Below are 20,811 nucleotides of genomic sequence, written 5' to 3' on the forward strand. Positions count from 1 at the left end.
CTCCAATCTCTGTTAAAATTAACGGTCAATTACAAGCTAAATAGTTTAATAAACGTCTCGCTGATAACGTTTTTGACTTTTAAGCTCATTAAAAAATAATGAAACTTCTTCATCCGTTTTGCCGCCCTGTTCCGCAACAATTTTGCGCAATGTCTGATCCACATCATGTGCCATATGTTTCTCATCACCACATACGTAGATAACCGCACCTTCGTTTATCCATCTATATACTTCTGCAGCGTTTTCAAGCAGTCGATGCTGTACATAGACTTTCTGTTCAGTATCGCGTGAAAAGGCCACAGATAAATTCGTCAATGTCCCATCTTTGAGCCAGCGCTGCAGTTCCGTCTGATACAGGAAATCTGTAACAAAATGCTGGTCACCGAAAAACAGCCATGCATTGCTTTCGATTCCTTCTTCAGCACGTTCTTCCAAAAATGAACGGTACGGCGCAATGCCTGTACCGGCACCAATCATAATAATTGGTGTTGTATCTTCAGGCAGACGGAAATTCGGGTTTTTATGAATATATACCGGAACTTTATCCCCAATTTCAATTCGTTCTGTCACTTGCCCCGAAATAACACCTAGACGCTCACGTTCATCTACTTCATAGAAAACTTTACCGATTGTTAAATGCACTTCTTCTTCGTTCGCCTTTTGGCTGCTTGCAATCGAATATAGGCGTACTGGATTTTTACGAAGCTGTTCAACAAATTGCTGAGCAGTCCAGTTGAAAGGACCAAATGTTTGCACAACATCCAGCAAGTCGCGTCCATAAATATATTCTTTCAACTTGACATCATCTACCAGCAACTTTTTAAGCTCTTCATTCGTTGAAAAGGCAGCCAGCTTTTGTAATAATGGTTTTGACAGTACGGTAATTTCAAAATGGGAAGTGAGCGCTTCACTTAATGTTTTAGACTGGTTTTTCACAGATACTATTTCTGATCCTTCAAAGCCAAGCGATAGAAGTAATGCAGTTACTAAGTTTGCATCATTTTCCGGAAGAATGCCGACACTGTCTCCCGGTTCATAAGTCAAACCGGACCCTTCCAATGAAAGCTCCAAATGCTGCGTATGCTTATTCGATCCGCGGCCATTTAAATTGATGCTTTCCAGCACTTCCGCATAAAAGGGATTATTTTTGTTGTATACGGATTCTTCAATTGCATTTACCGCAACCGGGTTTATTTGTACTTCCAGCTGTTTGTTCGGCGTATTTTTTGCCATTGCTTCTACGATACTCCCGATCCACTCTGATGCAAGATCGTCATAATCCAAATCACAATCAAAGCGGGGTACTAGACGCTTTCCGCCCAATTTTTCTAATTGCTCATCAAAATCCATTCCTGTCTTACAGAAAAATTCATACGAGCTATCGCCTAACGATAAAACAGAGAAAGATACATCCTCCAGTTTAGGCGCACGTTTACCATATAGGAAGCTATGGAAGGAGATTGCATTATCCGGTGGATCGCCTTCACCATGTGTACTTGTAATGATGAAAATATTTTTCTGTTTTTTCAGATTATTCACTTTAAAATCGGACATTGCAGAAAGAGCGACCTCAACCCCCTGTGACTCTAAAGCCGTTTTCAGTTTACTAGCAACCCGTTGTGCGTTCCCTGTTTGTGAACCGTATAAAATGGTTGCCTCCTGTTTGACTGCTTCCAGTACTGCAACGGTTTGCCCTTGTTCAGTAACCGTTACTTCAAGCGGCTGACTGGAATCTCCAATTGTTTGTATTGCGCTTAAATAACCGTTCAACCAAACTTTTTGATAGTCCGTTAATGTTGGATAAAGCTCATTGATTAATTTTGTCTGTGCCTCGGAAAATGGGCTATTATGCAGATTTAACGTCAAAAATTCCACCTCGCGAATGTTGTTTTTATTTCAATCTTATTTTTTCGTTTTTTTCAATTTGTACAACATGACCGTCCTGAATAACTAAAGTCACTGTTCCATATTTAACTGATGCAACCGTATCTTTAATTTTCTCAATCGTTTCGGAAATATCTTTTGGTTTCGTCATAATTAAATGCCTCCTAATTTTCAGATGACCTCTTGCACTCTTTCCAGCAAAACATTCCGTACTTTTTCGTTATAGCCCAAATGGTTACATAAAATAACGGAAGTTGGATCAAGGTCAAGCGCCCGTATTTTCTTTTCGATTCCTACACTTAAAAGTCCTGAAAACAATAAATAAGGTACAATAAAAACTTGCTTCGTCTGCTTTGATTTCAGCTTGATTAATGCCTGATCAAAAGACGGACCTGCACCATATAAAAAACAAGATTTTACTTCCCGGAAGCCGTAAGTTGCCTTTAGCTGTTCACTGATTATCGCCATATCTCTCACAACGGCATTGTCGCTGCTTCCTCTGCCGATCAATATAACTTCTGCATCAGCATTGATCGGAATCTGTTGTTCAGCAATTCTTTCATAAACTGTCTCAATTAAGGCTGAATGAATTCCAAAAGGGCGTCCGATTTTAAAGGTTACATGCGGGAAACGTTCTTTTGCGATTTTTATTTCAGCAGGTATATCTTCATTTGCATGCTGAGCCGTTAATAATAAAATCGGGACAACTGATATATGTGTTGCACCTTGATTGACACAATTTATAACGCCTTCAATAATATTCGGCTTGACTAGTTCCAAGAAGGCGGTTTCCTGAATTTCGGCTTCTAAAAAAGACTTTGTTTTATCAAGAAAACGTATTGCTTCTTCAACACCTTTCTTCAATCGTGTTCCGTGCCCAACATACAAAATTGCCTTCATCAGAGTCACCTGCTTCCTGCTTTACACAATTTTTTCTTTCAATCTTTTATCCTGTTGTACGGTTTGCTCATACCAGGCTATTTTTTCTCGTAACGCTACGACTTCTCCCACGATAATGATGCTTGGATTTTCTACATCGTTTGCTCTAGCAATATCAACGATCGTACCAAGTGTGCCTGTAACCGTCTGCTGTTGCTCAAAAGTTCCCATATGTACTAATGCAACAGGTGTCGATGCGTCACGTCCATACGTTAAAAGTTGTCGGCAAATATACGGCAAATTGCCTACTCCCATATAGATGGCAAGTGTATCAATGCCCTTTGCCAGACTCTCCCATTGAATGGAATCGTCCTTTCCTTCACGCATATGTCCTGTGACAATCGCAAAACTGGAGCCCAATTCCCGATGTGTAACCGGTATACCTGCATAAGCCGGAGCCGCAATGCCTGATGTAATTCCCGGCACGATTTCAAAAGGTATTCCATTTTCCGCTAACTCTTCCGCTTCTTCAGCACCACGTCCAAAAACGAATGGATCGCCACCTTTTAATCGGGTCACCGTTTTACCTTGCAGAGCATGATGAACTAATGATAAGTTGATATTTTCCTGAATCATTGCATGACGGTTCGGCAATTTCCCGCAAAATATTAACTGTGCTCCTCGCTTTGCATAAGAAAGCAACTCATTGTTAATTAATCGATCATATAAAATTACGTCTGCTTCTTGTATACAACGCAAGCCTTTTACGGTGATTAAATTGACATCACCAGGTCCTGCCCCTACAATATATACTTTCCCCATTAATTTACTCTCCTTTGTGAAAATGAAAGTCCAATATTTGTATAATAAACCATATGATACATGGAAATTTTCTACAAATCAATAAAACCAAGTAAAAAAATATGAATAATTAGATTAATAGTACAAACCGATTAGTTGTTATTTGCTCTTAAAGTCTTTCATAAAAATAAGCTAAACAAATTCGTTTAGCCCAATTTATGTTACACAACTTTATAGCGACCAAGCAGCTTGCGTCCTGTATATGCGAAAATCCGGTCCATAACAAAGCCCATTAACCCAAGTACGACAAGCCCTACAAAAATCCAATCTGTTTTAAAGTACAGTCGTGCATTCCAGATCATAAAACCGATCCCTTCATTTGCAGCAACCATTTCTGCACCGACAATCGCCATGAACGATGAACCCATTGCAAGCTTCGCACCTGTGAATATGTACGGGATTGTTGCAGGAATAACGACATAAATAAGCGTTTGGAATTTCGAAGCTCCCATACTTTTAGCAGATAATAATTTATCATTTGAAATGGATAGGACCCCTGTTAATGTATTAATCGTAATGACAAAAAATGTTGCATAAACAATTAAAAAAACTTTTGACTGTTCGCCAATCCCAAACCACAGCATAAATAGTGTAATGAATGCAAGCGGCGGGATGAAACGCACAAAGTTAATAACCGGTTCAAACAGTGCCCGCACAAACTTGTTCGTTCCTATAAGCAGGCCAAATGGTACAGCAATTAATAGCCCGAGTATCCATCCTGCCAGTACCCGTAAAAAACTGTAACCCATATAGAGAAACAATGTCCCATCACTGGCAATTTCAATCGCCCCGATCAATGTTAAATAGGGGCTTGGCAAAAACATCGGTTCGGAAAACATCGATGCAATTTGCCATACGAGCAGAATGAATAACCAGCCGATAATACCAGACTGTAAAATCAATTTACCTATTCGGCTTTTCTTTTTTACCTTTGCGACAGGTGCCACTTGCTGTCCTTTTTTCAGTTCAATCGTCGTCATAAGCTGCCTCCTTTATTTTTAATCAAAGCTATTATTAAATGGTGAAGTCCTCAAAATGTGTCTGAACTTGCTTATAATGGTTGTTGAAATCAACACTTGTTATATCTCGAGGATAAGGCAGGTTTACGTCATAAGTCGTTTCAATTCGTGAATTCGGACCGACAGACATAATGCCAATCTTCTGACCTAAAAGAATCGCTTCCTGAATGTCATGTGTCACAAAGATAACGGTTTTATTTGTTTCTTTCCAAATTCGAATGAGCTCATTTTGCATCGTTCGTCGTGTCATCGCATCCAGTGCCCCAAACGGCTCATCCATTAATAAGATTTCCGGCTCGTTTGCCAAAACACGGGCAAGCTGTACACGCTGCTTCATTCCGCCCGACAAATTATCAGGAAACTTTTTCGCATGGCCAAGTAAACCCGTTAGCTTTATGAAAGTATTGGCTACCTTTTTTCGTTTTTCTGCAGGCACCTTCTTCATTTTTAAGCCAAATGAAATATTCTCCTCAACAGTTAACCAAGGAAACAAAGCTGAATCCGCTGACTGAAAAACGAAACCACGTCCATCTCGGTTTTCTTCACGAGAAGTCACAATTTGCAATTCTCCAACCGACAAATCCAAAAATCCCGCAATAATATTCAGCAATGTCGATTTACCACAGCCACTTGGTCCGAGAAGTACATAAAACTCGCCCTTCTTAATCGATAAATCTACATTTTTTAATACATACGTCGGATTTTCAACATCTGTTTGAAATGTTTTGGCACCATTTTTAATTACAATTGCTTCTTCTGTTATCGTATTCAGCATTGCCTTTTCCCCCTTAGTTAGTAAGTTACCTTGTCTTTCAATACTTGCTTCGCCGGATCTAGATACAGCTTTTCATGCAAATCAAAATCTTCATCCAAAATACCGCGCTCCAGCAAATACTCTTTCATATTGGATAAATGTGTATAATCTTCTTTCGTAAAACCGAGCGTATAGTTCACTCGTTTTAAATCAAGCAGTATGTCTTCTTTTGCGATTTTTAAATCTTTATAGCCGATGTCCGCAGTACCTTCCGGATTCCCCTTTACATACTCAACTCCTTGTTCAATGCCTTCAAGGAACTTTCCGATTTCTTCTGAATTTGCTTCTGCAAATTTACGGTCAACAATTAAATAGCTCGATACACCTAAATCAGGTACAGAACTCAATCGGTCGATTTCATGCACACCATCAATATTTTTGAATTTCTCTATTAAGGCACCCGATCCAATAACAACATCGATATCTCCTTTTTTCATTCCGACGATAGCTTCATCAGGTGTACTGTACGGTACATATTTAATATCGGTCTCGCTAATACTGTAGTGCTCTAAGTATTTAGCCCATTGATATTCAAATACCGTTCCTTTTGCAACACCGATTTTTTTACCTTTAATATCCCCTGGTACTTCTATGCCCTTTACTGCCAAAATTTCCGACAGACTGACAGAATTGAATTGCTCATCGCTCCCTGTCAGTGATGAAACAACTACGAAATCACCTTTCCCTAGTGAGTTCAATAATGCATAATCTGCTGCCAATCCTGTATCTGCCTGCTTAGTTAAAACAGCGTTCACAGTATCGATTCCGTAGGCAAAATTGGAAACCTCTACATTCAATTCTCTATCCGCAAAGTAACTGTTATTAGCAGCGGCCCGAATTTGGAATGAGCCCCCTGCTGCTGTATCAATCGCTGCCCGAATTGTTTTGCCGCCAGCATTGGCTGAATTTGCATTATTACCGCATGCCGCCAATATAAGCGCTGTTACTAATAAGAGCAGTAAATGTATCGATCCTTTTAATTTCATATTCTCACTCTTTCCATTAGCTAACTAATTTTATTTTTATACTAGGAATTATTTCAGAGAATTTATGTTGTAATTTTCTTCTCCACTGTCTCATCATAACGCGCAACACAAAGTGCTCCTTCTCCATAAGAGAAGGCTTCTTTAATCTCAGCAACCGAATGTGCACCGCCTTCTGCTGCATTCGGCACACGGAAATCTTTCACATCAATTGGCTTGATTTCTACTTCAACAGGTGTTTCCAGTTGAGGTACCCAGTTGTATGGAACACGATATGCGCGGTAAACCATATTTGACCCTCGTTCATTTTTATAGGCAGAAATATATTCCCATACAATTTCATGGTCTGCCGTTACTTCAAAAATACGTCCATTCGAGCCTTCTGTAATAAGCGTATTGCCATTTTCCAAACGCTGTGCCGAACTAATATAAGGACTGTAGAATTTATAGGAATCGGTTGGTACCGAAAACTTCGCTTCAAGCCCAGTATATTGCCATACAATTTCAAGTGTAATTGGATCGATTTCCAAAATGCGGGAATGATCGCGGATCGCAACTTTATTACCGTCAACCGAGTTTGGACTTGGTGCGCCGTATCCTCCCCATCCTCCGTTATCAAAAACTAAAACATTGCCCTCACCTGGCAAACCTTTTGGGATGATATGTGCATGGTGCTGTCCGATAATCCATCCTAAATGTTTCGTCTCCGGTGTGTCATAATCCGGACCAAGTTGCCATACGATTTTCCCTGTTTCTTTACTTGTGATCGCGATAATGTTTGCCTCACGAGCATCCCAAATAATGTTGTCCGGATGGAAACGCTCATCTCCATTATCATAATGTCGGTTCGGGCCAACTAATGAAATGGAATTAATGTGAAGCCAGTCGCCAGAATGATTACCAAAGAAACGTCGATTCGGCTCCTCATAAATTGCCTTTTTCGCTTCCTCACTAAAGTTAAGCTCATCGAAATGCTCATATGCGTTCCATTCCCATACAATATTACCTTCCCAATCAACCTCAATGAATGCATCATCCAATAATGGGTGTTTAGAGATTTTTTCTTCCACTACATCACGGTGAACCAAAATCAATGTATTTCCACCTGTTGTTTGCGGCTCCTGACCAGGTGCCGGATATCCAACAGGACTGCCCGTACGCTGATAGTCGTGGTGCGCTCGTGCAACCCATCTTGCTTCGTGACCCGGATCTTCGATAAACTGATGCTTGTCAAATTTCCATACAACATTACCTTCAAAATCAATTTGTACTAAATCGCCCTCATCTTGGAAACCGTACTGTGGATCACGGTTAAACGTGTGCCCAAGCACAAAACCACCTGGAAATACTTTGTTCGGGAAGCCGCGTAGCCCTTTCCATAAATGAACTTCTTTCCCGTTCATATCAATCAGTAATGCACCTTCATTTGCTGCCTGGAAAATTGTAAAACCGCTTGCCGCCTTTTCTGGATTGTAAATTGTTGCCCCTGTCGGATGAATTGTTGGATTTCCCATATATACCGCTCCCTTTTCATTATTTTTTCAAGTTAATCGTGTATTTTAGTTTTAATAAATGACCATTCAATAGTTATCCATTGTTTACGTTGATTAAATTCCTCCTTCCTAGACAACCTTTTAACAGAAGTTAAAAAGAAAAGGCACTAAAAATACAGCCTCCTCCAATGTGTTTGGTGAGAGATACGTATTTTTAGCACCTTTAGTTGTCTAATCAGCACTTTATTAAATTATTTTTTAAAGTAGTCGTTCACTTATTCAATCCCTAGTAAACTACTTAACTTTAAAAGTGTTAACAGTATCGTACCGATTTAATTCTTATTCGTCAAGTAGGTTTTTAAAATAATTTAAATTTTCGGAAAACAAATAAAAAATCGCTAAACTTGGACTATACAAGTTTAGCGATTTCCTTCAGTTTTCATGCTTCTGTTTTCTTGCTACAAAAACAAGCATAATAAGCATTAACATGGTCATTACAAAAAATGCTATGGCATCCCAAAACGCGGCACGATCACCTGCTCCGAGAAGGTTCATATAAATAGTAGAGTACGTAAAATTAAGCTGAGGTACAAAATACATAACTGCTAGAATTAATGTTAAAACTACTCCAACTATGTAGAATACACTATACAGACGAATCAAATTCCATTCATTTTGGAATATCTCTTTATAATTTTCTCCATCTTTTCGATTTTTTTTAAATAGAGAATTCAAATAGATTTTGCCGTTTTCCATTAAGTTATAACAGCCTGTTATATTTCCCACAACATAATAAACATCTGTTTTCATATAGAAACAGCATTGATAAATAAACTTAATGAAAATATCCAACACGATAATCCCAAGAATTCCTATAATGCTCGAATCCGGAAAAAGAAGCATTACACCGAATGAAAGGAAAAGAATTACCTGCTCGAAAGATATTCCGGCAAGGTACAGGATATTTCTCTTTTTTGGCTCGAGCTTCCAAGCTTGAGTGAGATCTGTTTCAAAAACTATAAATATCAGCCGATTTCCAATACTTAATTTAGCAAGCAAATCATGTGATCGAATGGCAAAAATATGTCCGAATTCATGAATTAAAATTAATACTAAAGAAATTGATAGATACATAAGGATATTCAGTACCATAGAATCGAAAAGGAAGATATCTTTGTAATGAGGAAAAAGTTCCGGGTTCAGTATGAGAATAATGATGTTTGCAATGAGCAGAAGCAAGTAGATCTTATTCATCGCTCCATTAAAAAATAGACGCCCCACCGATTGCGGAATCCATAAGAAACCAGCAGAACGTGACGAGGATCCTGACTGCTCTTTTTTTACGAGCACACCATCCACTTCTTGAACAAGCCCTAACTCCAACAGCTGTTCTACAAAATCAACAATATCCACTTCTTCCTCTGGATACGAATTTTTTAATGCATGTTCAATGGAAACGAGTTCCTCACCTTGTTCCAAACGTTTGATGGCATCAACACCAATCTCAGGTAATTCAAAGAAATCTCCGGAAATCGGCTCCTCTACAATATAATGTTTTTTATCTTTTCGAATGGATAACGGATATAACGTTATTTCGGAATGCAAGGATACCTTCAACGTATAGCCTCCTCTACAAATTAAAATAGGATGCTATAATTCTAGCATCCTAAAACTTCCTTACTCATGCTTTCGGAGTCCACCAACACCACCAGCAAGTAACTTTAATTTTATTTAGTTTGCGAATTTTCATGTTTTTCCCCTCCTCTCATGTCCATACCCTTACTATATATTTTAGAAATTTTCATCCATTCCGGGTATATCTGTCTAAATATTTCTATCAGTTGTGGATCGAACTGGCTCCCTTGCCCATCGAGAATTCGTTGATGTGCCTCTTCCAATTGAAGAGCAGGACGATAGGATCTGGATGAAGTCATTGCATCAAAAGCATCGGCAACCGCCGTAATTCTCGCTAAAAAAGGAATATCATCTCCAGCCAGTCCATCCGGATACCCTTTTCCATCCCATCTTTCATGATGATGGTAAATGACATCAATATTATCAGCAATGCCTTCAACTTCCCGAATAGCTTCAGCCCCAACTACAGGATGTGTCTTGATTATATCATATTCTTCATCTGTCAATATACCAGACTTTGTCAAAATTGAGTCCGGTATATTAACCTTTCCAATATCATGAAGCAAGCAGGCATAATAAAAATTATTTAATTCGGATGGTTTAAATTTCCCTGTAGCTTCTGCCATGTTCATTGCATAGGCAGCAACCCGTTCACTATGCCCACGAGTATAGGGATCCTTCAACTCCAATATAGCAATGACACCTTTAACAATACCTTCCAATTGTTCGTCGTATGAGTACTTTAATGCTTTAATATAATTTAAAAAGCGGTGTAGTAATAAAAAGGAAATAAATGATAGTACAATCATGATACTAATCGGAAACAAAACCAATGGATCCTGTATGAATAAACCTACCAATATATATTTCAATAATAAACCACCTGTTATAAAATATGTAAATTTCTTATTCACAAAGATTGGAGAGAAAAGAATCATTACAAGTTCTACCATGTTTCCACTAGTATAAGTAAGCGTACTGTCTTTATAATACAATATATCCGAAATTACATTAGTTAAAAAATAACCAAAAAATACTATGTATTTTAAAGGTTCTGCTTTTCCCTTCTTTATTAAATAAATACATAATGGGATGAGCGCAATTATAACTCCATATTTCACAAACATAAAATCGAACCATTCTGAATCCCTTGCATCTACATCTATCCACGGAAATGCTGGGAAAAGGTTATAATAAAAGATTTCATAAACAAAAAATACAGCATAAAATAACCATAAAAATAGAATCGTGGAATTCTTTTCTTCTTGTAACAATGATGTTTTTTTCATTTTTTACCTCACAATTAAATCACCAATCAATAGACCTTATGTTCCACATACCATTATATCACGAGATTGGAAATTAGTTCTATATATCTATGATTTAAATTTCTCACTTTTTTATTAATTTACTCTTTTAACCATAATATATTCACTTTGTACCTATTAACTAATAAAATAGGAATTTATTTACTACTGTTTCAATAAGCCTATCTTAACAATACTCTTTTATATAGTACAACTCAATTCCTAATTTTTTTGATTTCAATTAATTTATGTTTATATAAAAACTCTAGTCGAGAATGTACCAAAAGACTCATTATCCGAAAAGCGTTTTAATCCTGAAAAATAAAAGACCCAATCAAAAATGTTGATTAGGTCTAATCTTATTGATATAAATTTTAAAACGGATACTCACGTGGGTCTGTCTGAACAGAAATCCATTTTGTTGTTGTAAATTCATGGATTGCCCATTCGCCGCCATATCGGCCTAATCCTGAAGCTTTCTCTCCGCCAAAGGCAACGATCGGTTCATCATTGACTCCCTGATCGTTGACGTGAATCATTCCTGTAATAATCTGTTTAGCTACTTCAACACCATGTTCTGTTGTACCGGCATGAACGGCACCGCTCAGTCCATAGTCACTGTCATTGGCAACGCGAATGGCCTCTTCCTCACTATCTACAACGATCACACCTACAGCAGGTCCGAAAATTTCCTCCTGTGCTATCGGCATATCATTTGTAACATTCGTCAATATAGTTGGAGCTAGTACATTACCTTTCACTTCCCCTTGAAGGGCGTATTCTGCTCCTTTTTCAATACTTTGGTCGATTAATCTCTGAATTCGTTCGATTTGTTTATTATTAATAAGAGGACCGACAACCACATCATCGTTTTTTGGATCCCCATATTTAATTTTGGATGCTCTATCCACAAATGCTTTAATAAACGTATCGTACGCTGGACGTTCAACAACAATCCGATTCAGCGACATACAAATCTGTCCGCTGTTTAAAAATTTTCCGAATGCGGCAGAAGCAGCTGCTCTTTGAACATCAGCATCCTTCAAGACGAGCATGACATTGTTCCCGCCAAGTTCTAGAGCTACACGTTTTAAGTTTCTTCCGCATACCTCTCCAATATGGCGTCCTACTTCTGTAGAACCGGTAAAAGAAATAATTTGAGGAATAGGATGCTCAACAAATGTATCTTTAATTTCAGATGAGCTACAAACTGTAACATTCAACAATCCTTTAGGAATGCCGGCCTCCTCAAAAATTTCAGCTAAAATAAGTCCACCTGAAATCATCGTCTGTAAATCCGGTTTAAGTACAACCCCATTACCAGTTGCCAAAGCAGGAGCAAGGGAACGCATCGTTAAATGGAACGGGAAGTTAAATGGACTAATAATCCCCACAACCCCAGCTGGATTGTGATACACTCGGTTCTCTTTCCCAGGAATAATGGATGGCATGATTTTCCCATGCATCCGGAGAGGAAACGTTGCAGCCTCTTTCATAATGCCAATCGCGCCACTAATTTCAATATTGGCCTTTGTATGGGAGGCCCCATTTTCCTCCACTAAAATTTGCACGATTTCTTCTCTTTTTCGCTCTACGATTTGGGCAGCTTTTTCTATAATCGCTTGCCTTTGATAGGCATTGACCTGTTCCCATTCTTTTTGTGCTTCTTTGGCTGCTTGATACGCCTCATCTATATCTTTTTCATTAGCCAATCGAATTTCCGCAATCGTTTCCTCGTTGTAAGGATTCTGGTCTACGTATACTCTTTCGCTGTTTCCTTCTCTCCATTCGCCACCAATAAACTGCTTATTCCACTTTTTATTCATAGGTATCATCCTTTCCAACGTTTAATGCAGTAGAATTTTACTCAAAATGCCATGCGTCTTACCTTGGTGCATGTACATATATCACTTAGTACCCTTGATTCGTCGTTTTATTACTATAAATATCGTTTTCTTTTAATAAAATCATTCTCTTCTACTTACATTTTGCCACGTTAGTATAAGTGAAAATCTTCACAATATACGTGAGTTACTGATGCATTTCCAAATACGCATTGAAATAAACTGAAAAACATACTATTATTGCTAGTAGTACATTGGTAATATTATGTAAAAATAGTAAGGGGGTCCATATGAAACTACGTGTATCAACTGTTCAATACCATCTTCATACGATTCGATCATTTGAGGACTTTGCTCAGCAAGTAGACCATTACGTACGAGCTGCCCTAGAGTTCGAGACGGATTTTATTTTATTCCCTGAGTTTTTTACGACGCAACTGTTATCAATAGGCAACGATAAGGGGGAGCCACTTTCCATCAATGAGCTTTCTGACTTTACAGTGCAGTACCTTGATCTATTTACAAGCTTAGCCGTTAAAACAAAGACGCATATTATCGGCGGTACCCATGTCATACGGAAAAATGACAAACTCTACAATGTCGCTCATTTATTTTATCCGGATGGCAATGTTGCCACACAGGCGAAACTTCATATTACCCCAACCGAGGTAAACGAGTGGAACATGGCGGCAGGTGATGAGTTACACCTTTTTGATACAGAAAAAGGTAGAATTGCAATTTTAACGTGTTACGATATCGAGTTCCCTGAAATCGTACGAATGGCAAAAGCTCGTGGCGCAGATGTTATCTTTTGCCCATCTTGTACCGATGATCGCCACGGCTTCCATCGTGTACGATATACAAGTCATGCCCGCGCTATTGAAAACCAGATATATGTCGTTACCGCTTCTACTGTCGGTTCACTCCCAACCATTGATTTTATGCGCATGAATTTTGGACAGTCCGCGATTATTGCACCAAATGACGTCCCGTTCCCACCGCGTGGAATCGTCGTTGAAGGAGAACTCAACAACGATATGGTTGTTACGGGGGATTTAGATCTGGCACTGCTTTATCAAGTACGCGAAAAGGGCTCTGTAACAACGTGGCGTGACCGTCGTACCGATTTATACAATGATTGGGAAAGCAGTTTTATCAATGTACCGTAAACAGTTTTATGTGTTTCAAGACAGCAAGCCGATCCTTGCGACAATCCGGAATTACACGTCTGCAGATTTTGATGCCCTTATCCGTATTCAACAGGATTGCTTTCCTCCCCCATTCCCTTCAGAGCTATGGTGGAGTGAAGAACAGCTTATAAGTCATGTAACACATTTCCCGGAAGGTACACTTTGCATTGAAGTGGATGGGCAACTCGTCGGTTCCATGACGTCTTTGCTCGTTGATTTTGACCCAAATAATCCCATACATACGTGGGAGGACATAACAGATAACGGCTATCTTCGTACTCATGATCCAAATGGCGATACGCTCTACATTGTTGATCTTTGTGTGAGCCCGGCTTATCGCAGTTTAGGGCTTGGCAAATGGCTCATGCTTTCGATGTACGAAATTGTCATTGAGCAAAAGCGCATTCGTCTGCTTGGCGGCAGCCGCATGCCGAATTATCATCGCCATGCCGAGCAGCTTTCACCAGAAGCGTATATTGAAGCCGTTTTGCGTGGTGAAATACACGACCAGGTCATTTCGTTTCTACTACGCTGCGGTCGCATGCCTATACAAGTTGTACCCCATTATTTAGAGGATGAAGAGTCGCATCATTATGGTGTATTAATGGAATGGCGCAATCCTTTCGTCCAAATCAAGGAGGCTTATTAATGGATTATCATCGCATTACATCGATTACCGATCCACTGTTTGCAGATATGTATGAACTATTAAAAACGGTGTTTCCACCGGAGGAAGTATTAGCATTTGATTTATGGAAAGAACCGCTGGAGGATCCAAGCATTCGCGTATTTGTCGCTGTCCAAGAAGGTAAAGTCGTTGGGACAACAGAATACCGCTATTATAAAGATTTAAATGTTGGCATGACCGATTTTACAATTATCGGCCGGGAAGGTATTGGTGTAGGACGTTTCCTAGCAACAAAACGTGCGGCAGATTTACAAGCATTGGCACAGGAAAACAACAAGCAAATGGCGGGCATGTTTGCTGAAATATACGACCCGTATCGTGTAGACGACCACGGTTTTGGCGGAGTAAAACCAATGGACCCGTTCGTACGCCGTGAAGTATTATCGCATTTAGGCTACAAACGCTTAAACTTTCCATACGTTCACCCCTCATGGCAATTGGACGGGACAGCTGTAAGCGGACTTGATCTATGCTTTATGCCAGCCGACTACGAACAAACTGTATTAAATGCATCTCTGATTGCGACATTTTTAAAGACGTACTATGCAGTATTGCCGGAGAAACCAGATGCATGGGTAGAGATGATCGAGGAGCTTGATGCAAAAGAAAGTGTGGAGTTGTTGGCGTTTTAAGAGTTTTCTTACTATATTAATCATGCAATCGGGTTTATATATTTCTCACAAACAAAGCACTTCAGATTCTAAGTACTATAGAAACTGAAGTGCTTTTAAGTTGTTTTTGCCCTGGTAAATCAGAAACGCTAAATTACAGTTTATAGCGGAACTTCTTGTGGAATTATTTGCTGTATATATGGATTAACCGGGCGTTTTAAGCCAAGATTTTCACGTAATGTCGTACCTGCATACTTCGTTTTAAATATTCCCCGTCGCTGCAATTCTGGAATTACTAGTTCTACAATGTCATTGAAGCCTTGCGGGAAAGTAGGTGCCATTATATTAAAACCATCAGCCGCTTCATTCTCTAACCATTCCTGCAACTGATCAGCCACTTGGGTAGGCGTCCCGATAATTTCACGATGCCCGCGAGCCCCTGCAATATTGTTGTATAATTCCCTCAAAGTTGTTAACCCTTTTGTTTCTACAATACCTTTCACAATACTTGCTCGAATATTCGGGTTCGTGGGTTGTGCCCCTTTTTTATTTTCATCTCGGACTAAGAAGTTTTTGGAGACTTGTTCAAACTTGATCTTTTCCATTGTTCAACCTCCTATATCGTACAATTCCAATTAAAATAGTATGTTTATTGCAAAAAATTTTTTATATGAATCGTCCACTCACAATGAGTTATCCCCCTCTCAGTTAAAACAAAAGGCTCCCTTATCATTTAGATAGGGGAGCCTCTAGTATCTCTAGTGAGCTTGCTAAGCCATATATTGAAATTAATAATAAGTAAAACGGTTTTAAATGTCAACTATTTTTATTAGAATTATCTGATTATTTTTTATTACTTTCCTTTGAGTCCGCAAATTATATGCCTGTCTGATTTTTTCTATCCATCAACTTAATGTATTCTTCTAAATAGACCTTTTCTGCATTTGAAGCTCTATCCAAAGTATTCATAGCGCGGTGCCATGATGGATAAATAGGTTCCAGTGCTGTTAAGTCATTTATCTGTGAGATATCATCGTTTGTTAATTTTAAATTATATGATGCAATATTCTCATGCAACTGTTCTTTGGTTCTTGCAGACAAGATAATTGAATCTACATTTGGTCGATCACGTAACCAAGCAAGAACAATTTGCGGTACTGTCGCATTATGTTTAGACGCAACATCTTGCAATAAATCGATTAGATTATAAAACAAATCCGGATTTTTAATATATGTTTCCGGCCAGCCATTTCCTTGTCTTGTACCTGGTTCGAACATTTTGTTTTTTGTAAATTTACCAGTAAGCAACCCTTCACCAAGTGGAGATTTTATACTATTAGCAATGCCCAATTCTTTACCAGCCGGCAAAATTTCGTACTCTGCTTCACGAGATTCCGGTGTGTAATAGAGTAGCTGAGCAATTGGCGGTATCATATTATTTTCTACAGCCCACGTATGTGTCTTCGCAAGCGCCCAGCCGTTGTAATCGGATACTCCCCAATGACGAATTTTCCCTTTTTTAATTAAGTCATTCATCTCTTGGACCGTTTCACTAACGTCTACTTGACCATCCCAACAATGTACATAATATAGATCAATATAGTCCGTACCTAGTCTTTTTAAGAGCGCATCTATCGATGAATCAACATTGATTAAAGCACCCGTATCGGTTGGTTTATCTATCAGCTGAAATCCTTTTTTACTGCTGATGATCATATCCTGGCGTTTATCTCGTATCGCTTTGCCAAAAATAACTTCTGCATCACCTTTCGCATACATATTTGCTGTATCAAAATGGTTGATGCCTTGATCCATTGCATAATCCACCATATAATTTGCGGTTGCCTGATCCATAGCACCCGCTTCTTCAAGCCCATTTGTACTGAACATTACAGTACCCAAAGCATATTTAGAAACATTCAAATCTGAATTGCCGAATAAATTATAATCCATCATCATCCCTCCTATGCATTGTATTTCCCATGTTCCCTATTAAGTAAAACATTCTAAGGCCCTTTCTTGATATATTGCGCAATTTTAGTAATAGATTGGAGTCCGTTAAAGAGAGCTATTTAATAATCTTCATATAACCTCTGAAATACTTTGTGGTATATTAGGGAATCAAAAAAATAGTTGATTAATACAAAAATTCGGGTAAGAAAAAATAGGTGACTTGTTGCACAGGGGCAATGAACGAATAAGCATCCCCCTTTGTTGTTAAAACTAATCGTCGGAAGGAAGTGTTTGAGTTGAGTAAAAAGAAAGAAATCAAAAAATTAAAAGATCATGCATTTGCTGATCTTTGCTTAATCGAAAAAGAATTTCAGCAAATTGTAAAAAATACCTCGAATAAATCAGGCGCTTTTAAATGGGTGGAGCTATTAAGCGATTATGAATTAGAAGAATTTTATGGACGCCGTAGAGACCGAAAATATGCAACGCTCACAGTTGAGTTGTATTCATTAACTGAACAACTTCTAAAAGACATTTATAAAGTTTTCTTTAATCATAAATATAAAAATAAGTCCGATATTAATATAATTCTTGATTTAGAGAGGAAATTGGATGATTACTTAACTTTTAAAAATAATACTAAATTATTGGCAAACCTCAGAAGTTGTATTGTTCATGAAGAATTTTCTTTAAAGTCTGCAAGAAAAAAAATAAATATTAAAAAGAAAAATAGAATTTTATTCAAACAATTGATGAAAGATGTTGATTTATATATCGAAAATATTGCATTGAAATAATTTTATGCGTTGCTGGATTTAATCTCCGGAAATCCAACTACTAATCATAATCCGTGCAAATGAAAAGGTCAGCCAGAAGTACTGGTCGACCTATTTCATGGGAGTATTCACTTCAAATTCTTTCAGGTATTTCTAAAAAACTCTCAGCTAAATAAACACCTTTTGTTTGTTTATTTTTTGTTTCCTTTAGTCTAATTGTGACAGATCTATTGAACTGCTTTGGGTCAAAATAATAGCAGAGGTCTGTCTCTGGACAATAAACACAGTAAAAATCTATTTGTGATTTATCGACATCCTGAATTTGTACACCGTTTTTAGTCGAGTAGCATTGTTGAAACTTTACATACATCGTTCCATTTTCGTTCATATTGCGGTACTTAACTTGTATTCGCCAAAATTGTTGATCTTTATATCCTACGATATCAAAAGGTGCATGCTCAGTTTGTGGCAGCAACACCAAATACCCTTTTTCAAATAAATCTAATTGGCTTTTTAATACCGCTAAATCTCCTTTTGTCTTTGTATGATGATAATACATGCAATCACCTCCACAAGGAACATTTGTTCTTATTTTAATTCACCATTTGAGTTTTTGCAAAAAAAAAACCACCAAACTTGTTAAAATCAAGTTTGACGGTATTTATACGTCCCAGGAGGACATACAAGGAGCCTTATGTATCAACACTTTTCCCTTACTTTGTACACCTTTTGTGCACTTAATATATTATCATTGAAAATGTTTATAGATAAAACACCTTTAAACTAATACTAATTTCTCCCCAGGAATATCCACAATCTTATCCACAATTCGCACACGGTAAAACTCTAAATGTTTATCAACTATTTCCCCCACTTCTAATAACTGTGGATGGCAACAGTAGATAAAATCTAATTCATCTTGATAAAATCGAATCCTCACTAGATCACCTTTCATAAATCCATTATTACGTTTGCTCTCATAACCAATAGGAAGAAACTCAAAAATATTGGTCTGCCCTAATTGTTCCATTTGCTCAAAATGCGTCATTTCACTTCAACCCTCTCTGATAATAATTTCAACCACGCTTTGATATATTCACGTTCCATATTTATCACGCTCCCAATTCCGCTAATAATTTCTTGCGTTGTTCTTCAAAATATTGCTTTTCATTTTCCGACAACGATTGTTCCTTCTTCTCCAGGTGCTCACCTTTTTCAAACCATTCTGGAACAACGCCAACTTTTTTCCCAAAATTAAACGTTGTAGCTTTTGGTTTGATATGTTGCTCAAATAGTTGCAACGTTTGGCGCTCAATCATTTTGCTGTACATGGCAAATTGATTACGAACACCTTGTTTACGTACTAAGTCATTCATGGCCTTTAATACGATTTGTTCCATTTGCGTATAAGGTACCTGATGCGACTGCATGTATTGCTTTAGACGTCCAAATGCGATTTTACATAGTTCTTCAAATGCTTGGTTGCCCTCCACAGATTGAGGATTGTAAATAGTTCTTAATTGCAATTTCAATTCTGATTCTCCGCACGCATATACGTTATTTTCTACATTTTTTATTACGGAAGGATTAAAAGAAAGATTAAAAGATTTTAAAGATACCGTTTCGTGTTTTATCTGTTCAACCTTACTGCTACGTGGTGTTTCGTGTACTGCTCGATGGTTCATTTCCGATGGTTCAACTCGATGGGTCACATCTTGGGTAAAAAAATTGATGCGGTAAATGTTCGCACCTTTTATCCCGTTCATTTTGCTTGTGTTTACAACTTCAATAATGTTCATTTCACTTAATCTTTTAATAGATCGCTTGACTGTACTATCTGATTTACCGATTTCCTCTGCGATAGTGGAAGTCTTTAAGTGACATGCTCCTACATGTTGCAAAGAATGTTGAGCCAGGCATGTTAAAACTTGCTTGTCACTCTTAGTGAGCTTGTCGTAATTGTGGTAAAGATGTTCCTTTACGGATAAGTCCAATCCAGTAACTGTTTGGTGTGTGCGATATTGTGATAAGTAAATCATGTTTGTTCCTCCTGTAAACTTATTTGATTACATTTAAACATATAAATTTATTTATGTAAACATTTTTATTTACATTTAACAAAATTAATTTACTTTGTAATGTATAAATGCTACAATAAAGTTAATAATATTAACAAAAGGAAGGTGTATTCATGACGCTAACAATGTCTGAAAAAATTAGAATTGTGCTTAAGAGAAAAGGAATGACATTAACTCAATTAGCAGATGATCTAGGAACTTCACGACAAAACTTAAATACTAAATTAAATCGGGATAATTTTTCTCAAAGTGAATTAAATGAAATTGCAAATGTTTTAAATGTTGAATATGAAAGTAATTTTATATTAGAAGATGGGACAAAAATTTAAAGAACGCGTAAATGGTCGTTTTTTTACAAACAAAAACCACTCCGTAATGGAGTGGCCTTTTTTATTTCTTGAAATCAATTATCTCTCTAATATCCTCCACATTTAATGCTTCAGCAATTTTACATATCGCCTGTTTTGGGATTCGTTCAATTTGATTGTTCACTAATTCAGAAATTGTTCGAGTTGTTAATCCAGTCATTTCAGATAGTTGATACTGTTTTATATTTCGCTCTTTTAAAAGCTGCTTTAATTTAATTTCAATTTCCACAGTGATCACTCCAAAATTAATTTTTTCTTTTCAGGAATATTTTGATTACGGTATGCGTAATATTACATCAAACGTAATATAACAGATTGAATAACAGATTCACTAACAAATTAAATACCACTCCATAATTTCTACCTGTTATATTCGAAATCCTTTATTACCAACTATTTAATTGTTGTTTTACGAATAACAGATTGCT

The 20,811-nt window shown here is 37.6% G+C and carries 21 protein-coding genes and 1 pseudogene; 5 read left to right on the plus strand and 17 right to left on the minus strand.

Features of this window, described 5'->3' with window-relative positions:
- Positions 1-45: 45 nt before the first annotated feature.
- The 11 genes from AC0VXV_RS13500 to AC0VXV_RS13550 form a co-directional block, all read right to left on the minus strand.
- The gene (locus AC0VXV_RS13500) at positions 46-1,866 is read right to left on the minus strand and encodes an assimilatory sulfite reductase (NADPH) flavoprotein subunit (RefSeq protein ID WP_475528701.1); all 1,821 of its coding nucleotides are present in this window, start codon (positions 1,864-1,866) and stop codon (positions 46-48) included.
- 25 nt (positions 1,867-1,891) lie between these two features.
- The gene (locus AC0VXV_RS13505) at positions 1,892-2,035 is read right to left on the minus strand and encodes a YezD family protein (protein ID WP_475528703.1); all 144 of its coding nucleotides are present in this window, start codon (positions 2,033-2,035) and stop codon (positions 1,892-1,894) included.
- Positions 2,036-2,055: 20 nt separating this feature from the next.
- A complete protein-coding gene (locus AC0VXV_RS13510) occupies positions 2,056-2,784 on the minus strand; it encodes a sirohydrochlorin chelatase (RefSeq protein ID WP_475528705.1) in 729 nt (242 codons plus the stop codon).
- Positions 2,785-2,805: 21 nt separating this feature from the next.
- Positions 2,806-3,585 carry a uroporphyrinogen-III C-methyltransferase gene (gene cobA / locus AC0VXV_RS13515; protein WP_475528706.1) on the minus strand — a complete coding sequence of 260 codons (780 nt, stop codon included), beginning with the start codon at positions 3,583-3,585 and terminating at the stop codon, positions 2,806-2,808.
- A 200-nt stretch (positions 3,586-3,785) separates the two neighbouring features.
- Positions 3,786-4,604 (minus strand): ABC transporter permease, encoded by an 819-nt coding sequence (locus tag AC0VXV_RS13520; protein ID WP_475528707.1) that lies wholly within the window; start codon positions 4,602-4,604, stop codon positions 3,786-3,788.
- Positions 4,605-4,638: 34 nt separating this feature from the next.
- Positions 4,639-5,418 (minus strand): ABC transporter ATP-binding protein, encoded by a 780-nt coding sequence (locus AC0VXV_RS13525; RefSeq protein WP_475528709.1) that lies wholly within the window; start codon positions 5,416-5,418, stop codon positions 4,639-4,641.
- A gap of 17 nt (positions 5,419-5,435) precedes the next feature.
- Positions 5,436-6,443, minus strand: coding sequence for an ABC transporter substrate-binding protein (locus AC0VXV_RS13530; RefSeq protein ID WP_475528711.1), 1,008 nt, complete (start codon positions 6,441-6,443; stop codon positions 5,436-5,438).
- A gap of 62 nt (positions 6,444-6,505) precedes the next feature.
- Positions 6,506-7,954 (minus strand): aryl-sulfate sulfotransferase, encoded by a 1,449-nt coding sequence (locus AC0VXV_RS13535; RefSeq protein WP_475528712.1) that lies wholly within the window; start codon positions 7,952-7,954, stop codon positions 6,506-6,508.
- A gap of 411 nt (positions 7,955-8,365) precedes the next feature.
- Complete coding sequence (locus tag AC0VXV_RS13540) at positions 8,366-9,550, minus strand: PqqD family protein (protein WP_475528714.1); 1,185 nt, start codon at positions 9,548-9,550, stop codon at positions 8,366-8,368.
- Positions 9,551-9,660: 110 nt separating this feature from the next.
- Positions 9,661-10,857: an HD-GYP domain-containing protein gene (locus AC0VXV_RS13545; protein WP_475528715.1), complete on the minus strand. Its 1,197-nt coding sequence runs from the start codon at positions 10,855-10,857 to the stop codon at positions 9,661-9,663.
- A gap of 392 nt (positions 10,858-11,249) precedes the next feature.
- Complete coding sequence (locus AC0VXV_RS13550; RefSeq protein WP_475528717.1) at positions 11,250-12,701, minus strand: aldehyde dehydrogenase family protein; 1,452 nt, start codon at positions 12,699-12,701, stop codon at positions 11,250-11,252.
- 308 nt (positions 12,702-13,009) lie between these two features.
- Here AC0VXV_RS13550 and AC0VXV_RS13555 point away from each other — a divergent pair, with 308 nt between their 5' ends.
- From AC0VXV_RS13555 to AC0VXV_RS13565, 3 genes are read left to right on the plus strand one after another with little or no spacing between them, the layout of a single operon-like run.
- Positions 13,010-13,888 carry a carbon-nitrogen hydrolase family protein gene (locus AC0VXV_RS13555; RefSeq protein WP_475528719.1) on the plus strand — a complete coding sequence of 293 codons (879 nt, stop codon included), beginning with the start codon at positions 13,010-13,012 and terminating at the stop codon, positions 13,886-13,888.
- Entirely contained in the window at positions 13,878-14,558 is a 681-nt protein-coding gene (locus AC0VXV_RS13560) for a GNAT family N-acetyltransferase (RefSeq protein WP_475528722.1), read from the plus strand. Before AC0VXV_RS13555 ends, AC0VXV_RS13560 begins: the two co-directional genes overlap by 11 nt.
- On the plus strand, positions 14,558-15,229 hold the full coding sequence (locus AC0VXV_RS13565) for a GNAT family N-acetyltransferase (protein WP_475528723.1): 672 nt from the start codon (positions 14,558-14,560) through the stop codon (positions 15,227-15,229). The genes AC0VXV_RS13560 and AC0VXV_RS13565 overlap by 1 nt, the downstream gene beginning before the upstream one ends.
- Before the next feature lie 140 nt (positions 15,230-15,369).
- Here the strand turns inward: AC0VXV_RS13565 and AC0VXV_RS13570 are convergent.
- Positions 15,370-15,696: pseudogene (locus AC0VXV_RS13570) on the minus strand (nitrilotriacetate monooxygenase); the annotation flags it as partial.
- A 388-nt stretch (positions 15,697-16,084) separates the two neighbouring features.
- Positions 16,085-17,161, minus strand: coding sequence for an aldo/keto reductase (locus AC0VXV_RS13575; RefSeq protein WP_475528724.1), 1,077 nt, complete (start codon positions 17,159-17,161; stop codon positions 16,085-16,087).
- A gap of 287 nt (positions 17,162-17,448) precedes the next feature.
- Between AC0VXV_RS13575 and AC0VXV_RS13580 the strand changes: the two genes are divergently transcribed.
- On the plus strand, positions 17,449-17,958 hold the full coding sequence (locus AC0VXV_RS13580) for a nucleoside-diphosphate sugar epimerase (protein WP_475528725.1): 510 nt from the start codon (positions 17,449-17,451) through the stop codon (positions 17,956-17,958).
- Between the two features lie 112 nt (positions 17,959-18,070).
- Here AC0VXV_RS13580 and AC0VXV_RS13585 read toward each other — a convergent pair whose 3' ends face one another.
- The 3 genes from AC0VXV_RS13585 to AC0VXV_RS13595 all read right to left on the minus strand — a co-directional run bounded on the left by AC0VXV_RS13585 (position 18,071) and on the right by AC0VXV_RS13595 (position 19,976).
- The gene (locus tag AC0VXV_RS13585; RefSeq protein ID WP_475528726.1) at positions 18,071-18,496 is read right to left on the minus strand and encodes a group I intron-associated PD-(D/E)XK endonuclease; all 426 of its coding nucleotides are present in this window, start codon (positions 18,494-18,496) and stop codon (positions 18,071-18,073) included.
- 219 nt (positions 18,497-18,715) lie between these two features.
- Complete coding sequence (locus AC0VXV_RS13590; RefSeq protein ID WP_475528727.1) at positions 18,716-18,985, minus strand: hypothetical protein; 270 nt, start codon at positions 18,983-18,985, stop codon at positions 18,716-18,718.
- A 64-nt stretch (positions 18,986-19,049) separates the two neighbouring features.
- Positions 19,050-19,976, minus strand: coding sequence for a helix-turn-helix domain-containing protein (locus AC0VXV_RS13595; protein ID WP_475528728.1), 927 nt, complete (start codon positions 19,974-19,976; stop codon positions 19,050-19,052).
- Between the two features lie 152 nt (positions 19,977-20,128).
- On the opposite strand from AC0VXV_RS13595, the gene AC0VXV_RS13600 reads away from it, so the two are divergent.
- Complete coding sequence (locus tag AC0VXV_RS13600; protein WP_475528729.1) at positions 20,129-20,344, plus strand: helix-turn-helix transcriptional regulator; 216 nt, start codon at positions 20,129-20,131, stop codon at positions 20,342-20,344.
- Between the two features lie 61 nt (positions 20,345-20,405).
- Here the strand turns inward: AC0VXV_RS13600 and AC0VXV_RS13605 are convergent, their stop codons facing one another.
- The gene (locus AC0VXV_RS13605) at positions 20,406-20,612 is read right to left on the minus strand and encodes a helix-turn-helix domain-containing protein (RefSeq protein ID WP_475528731.1); all 207 of its coding nucleotides are present in this window, start codon (positions 20,610-20,612) and stop codon (positions 20,406-20,408) included.
- Between the last annotated feature and the right edge of the window lie 199 nt (positions 20,613-20,811).

Source organism: Solibacillus sp. iso_87, assembly GCF_056173085.1.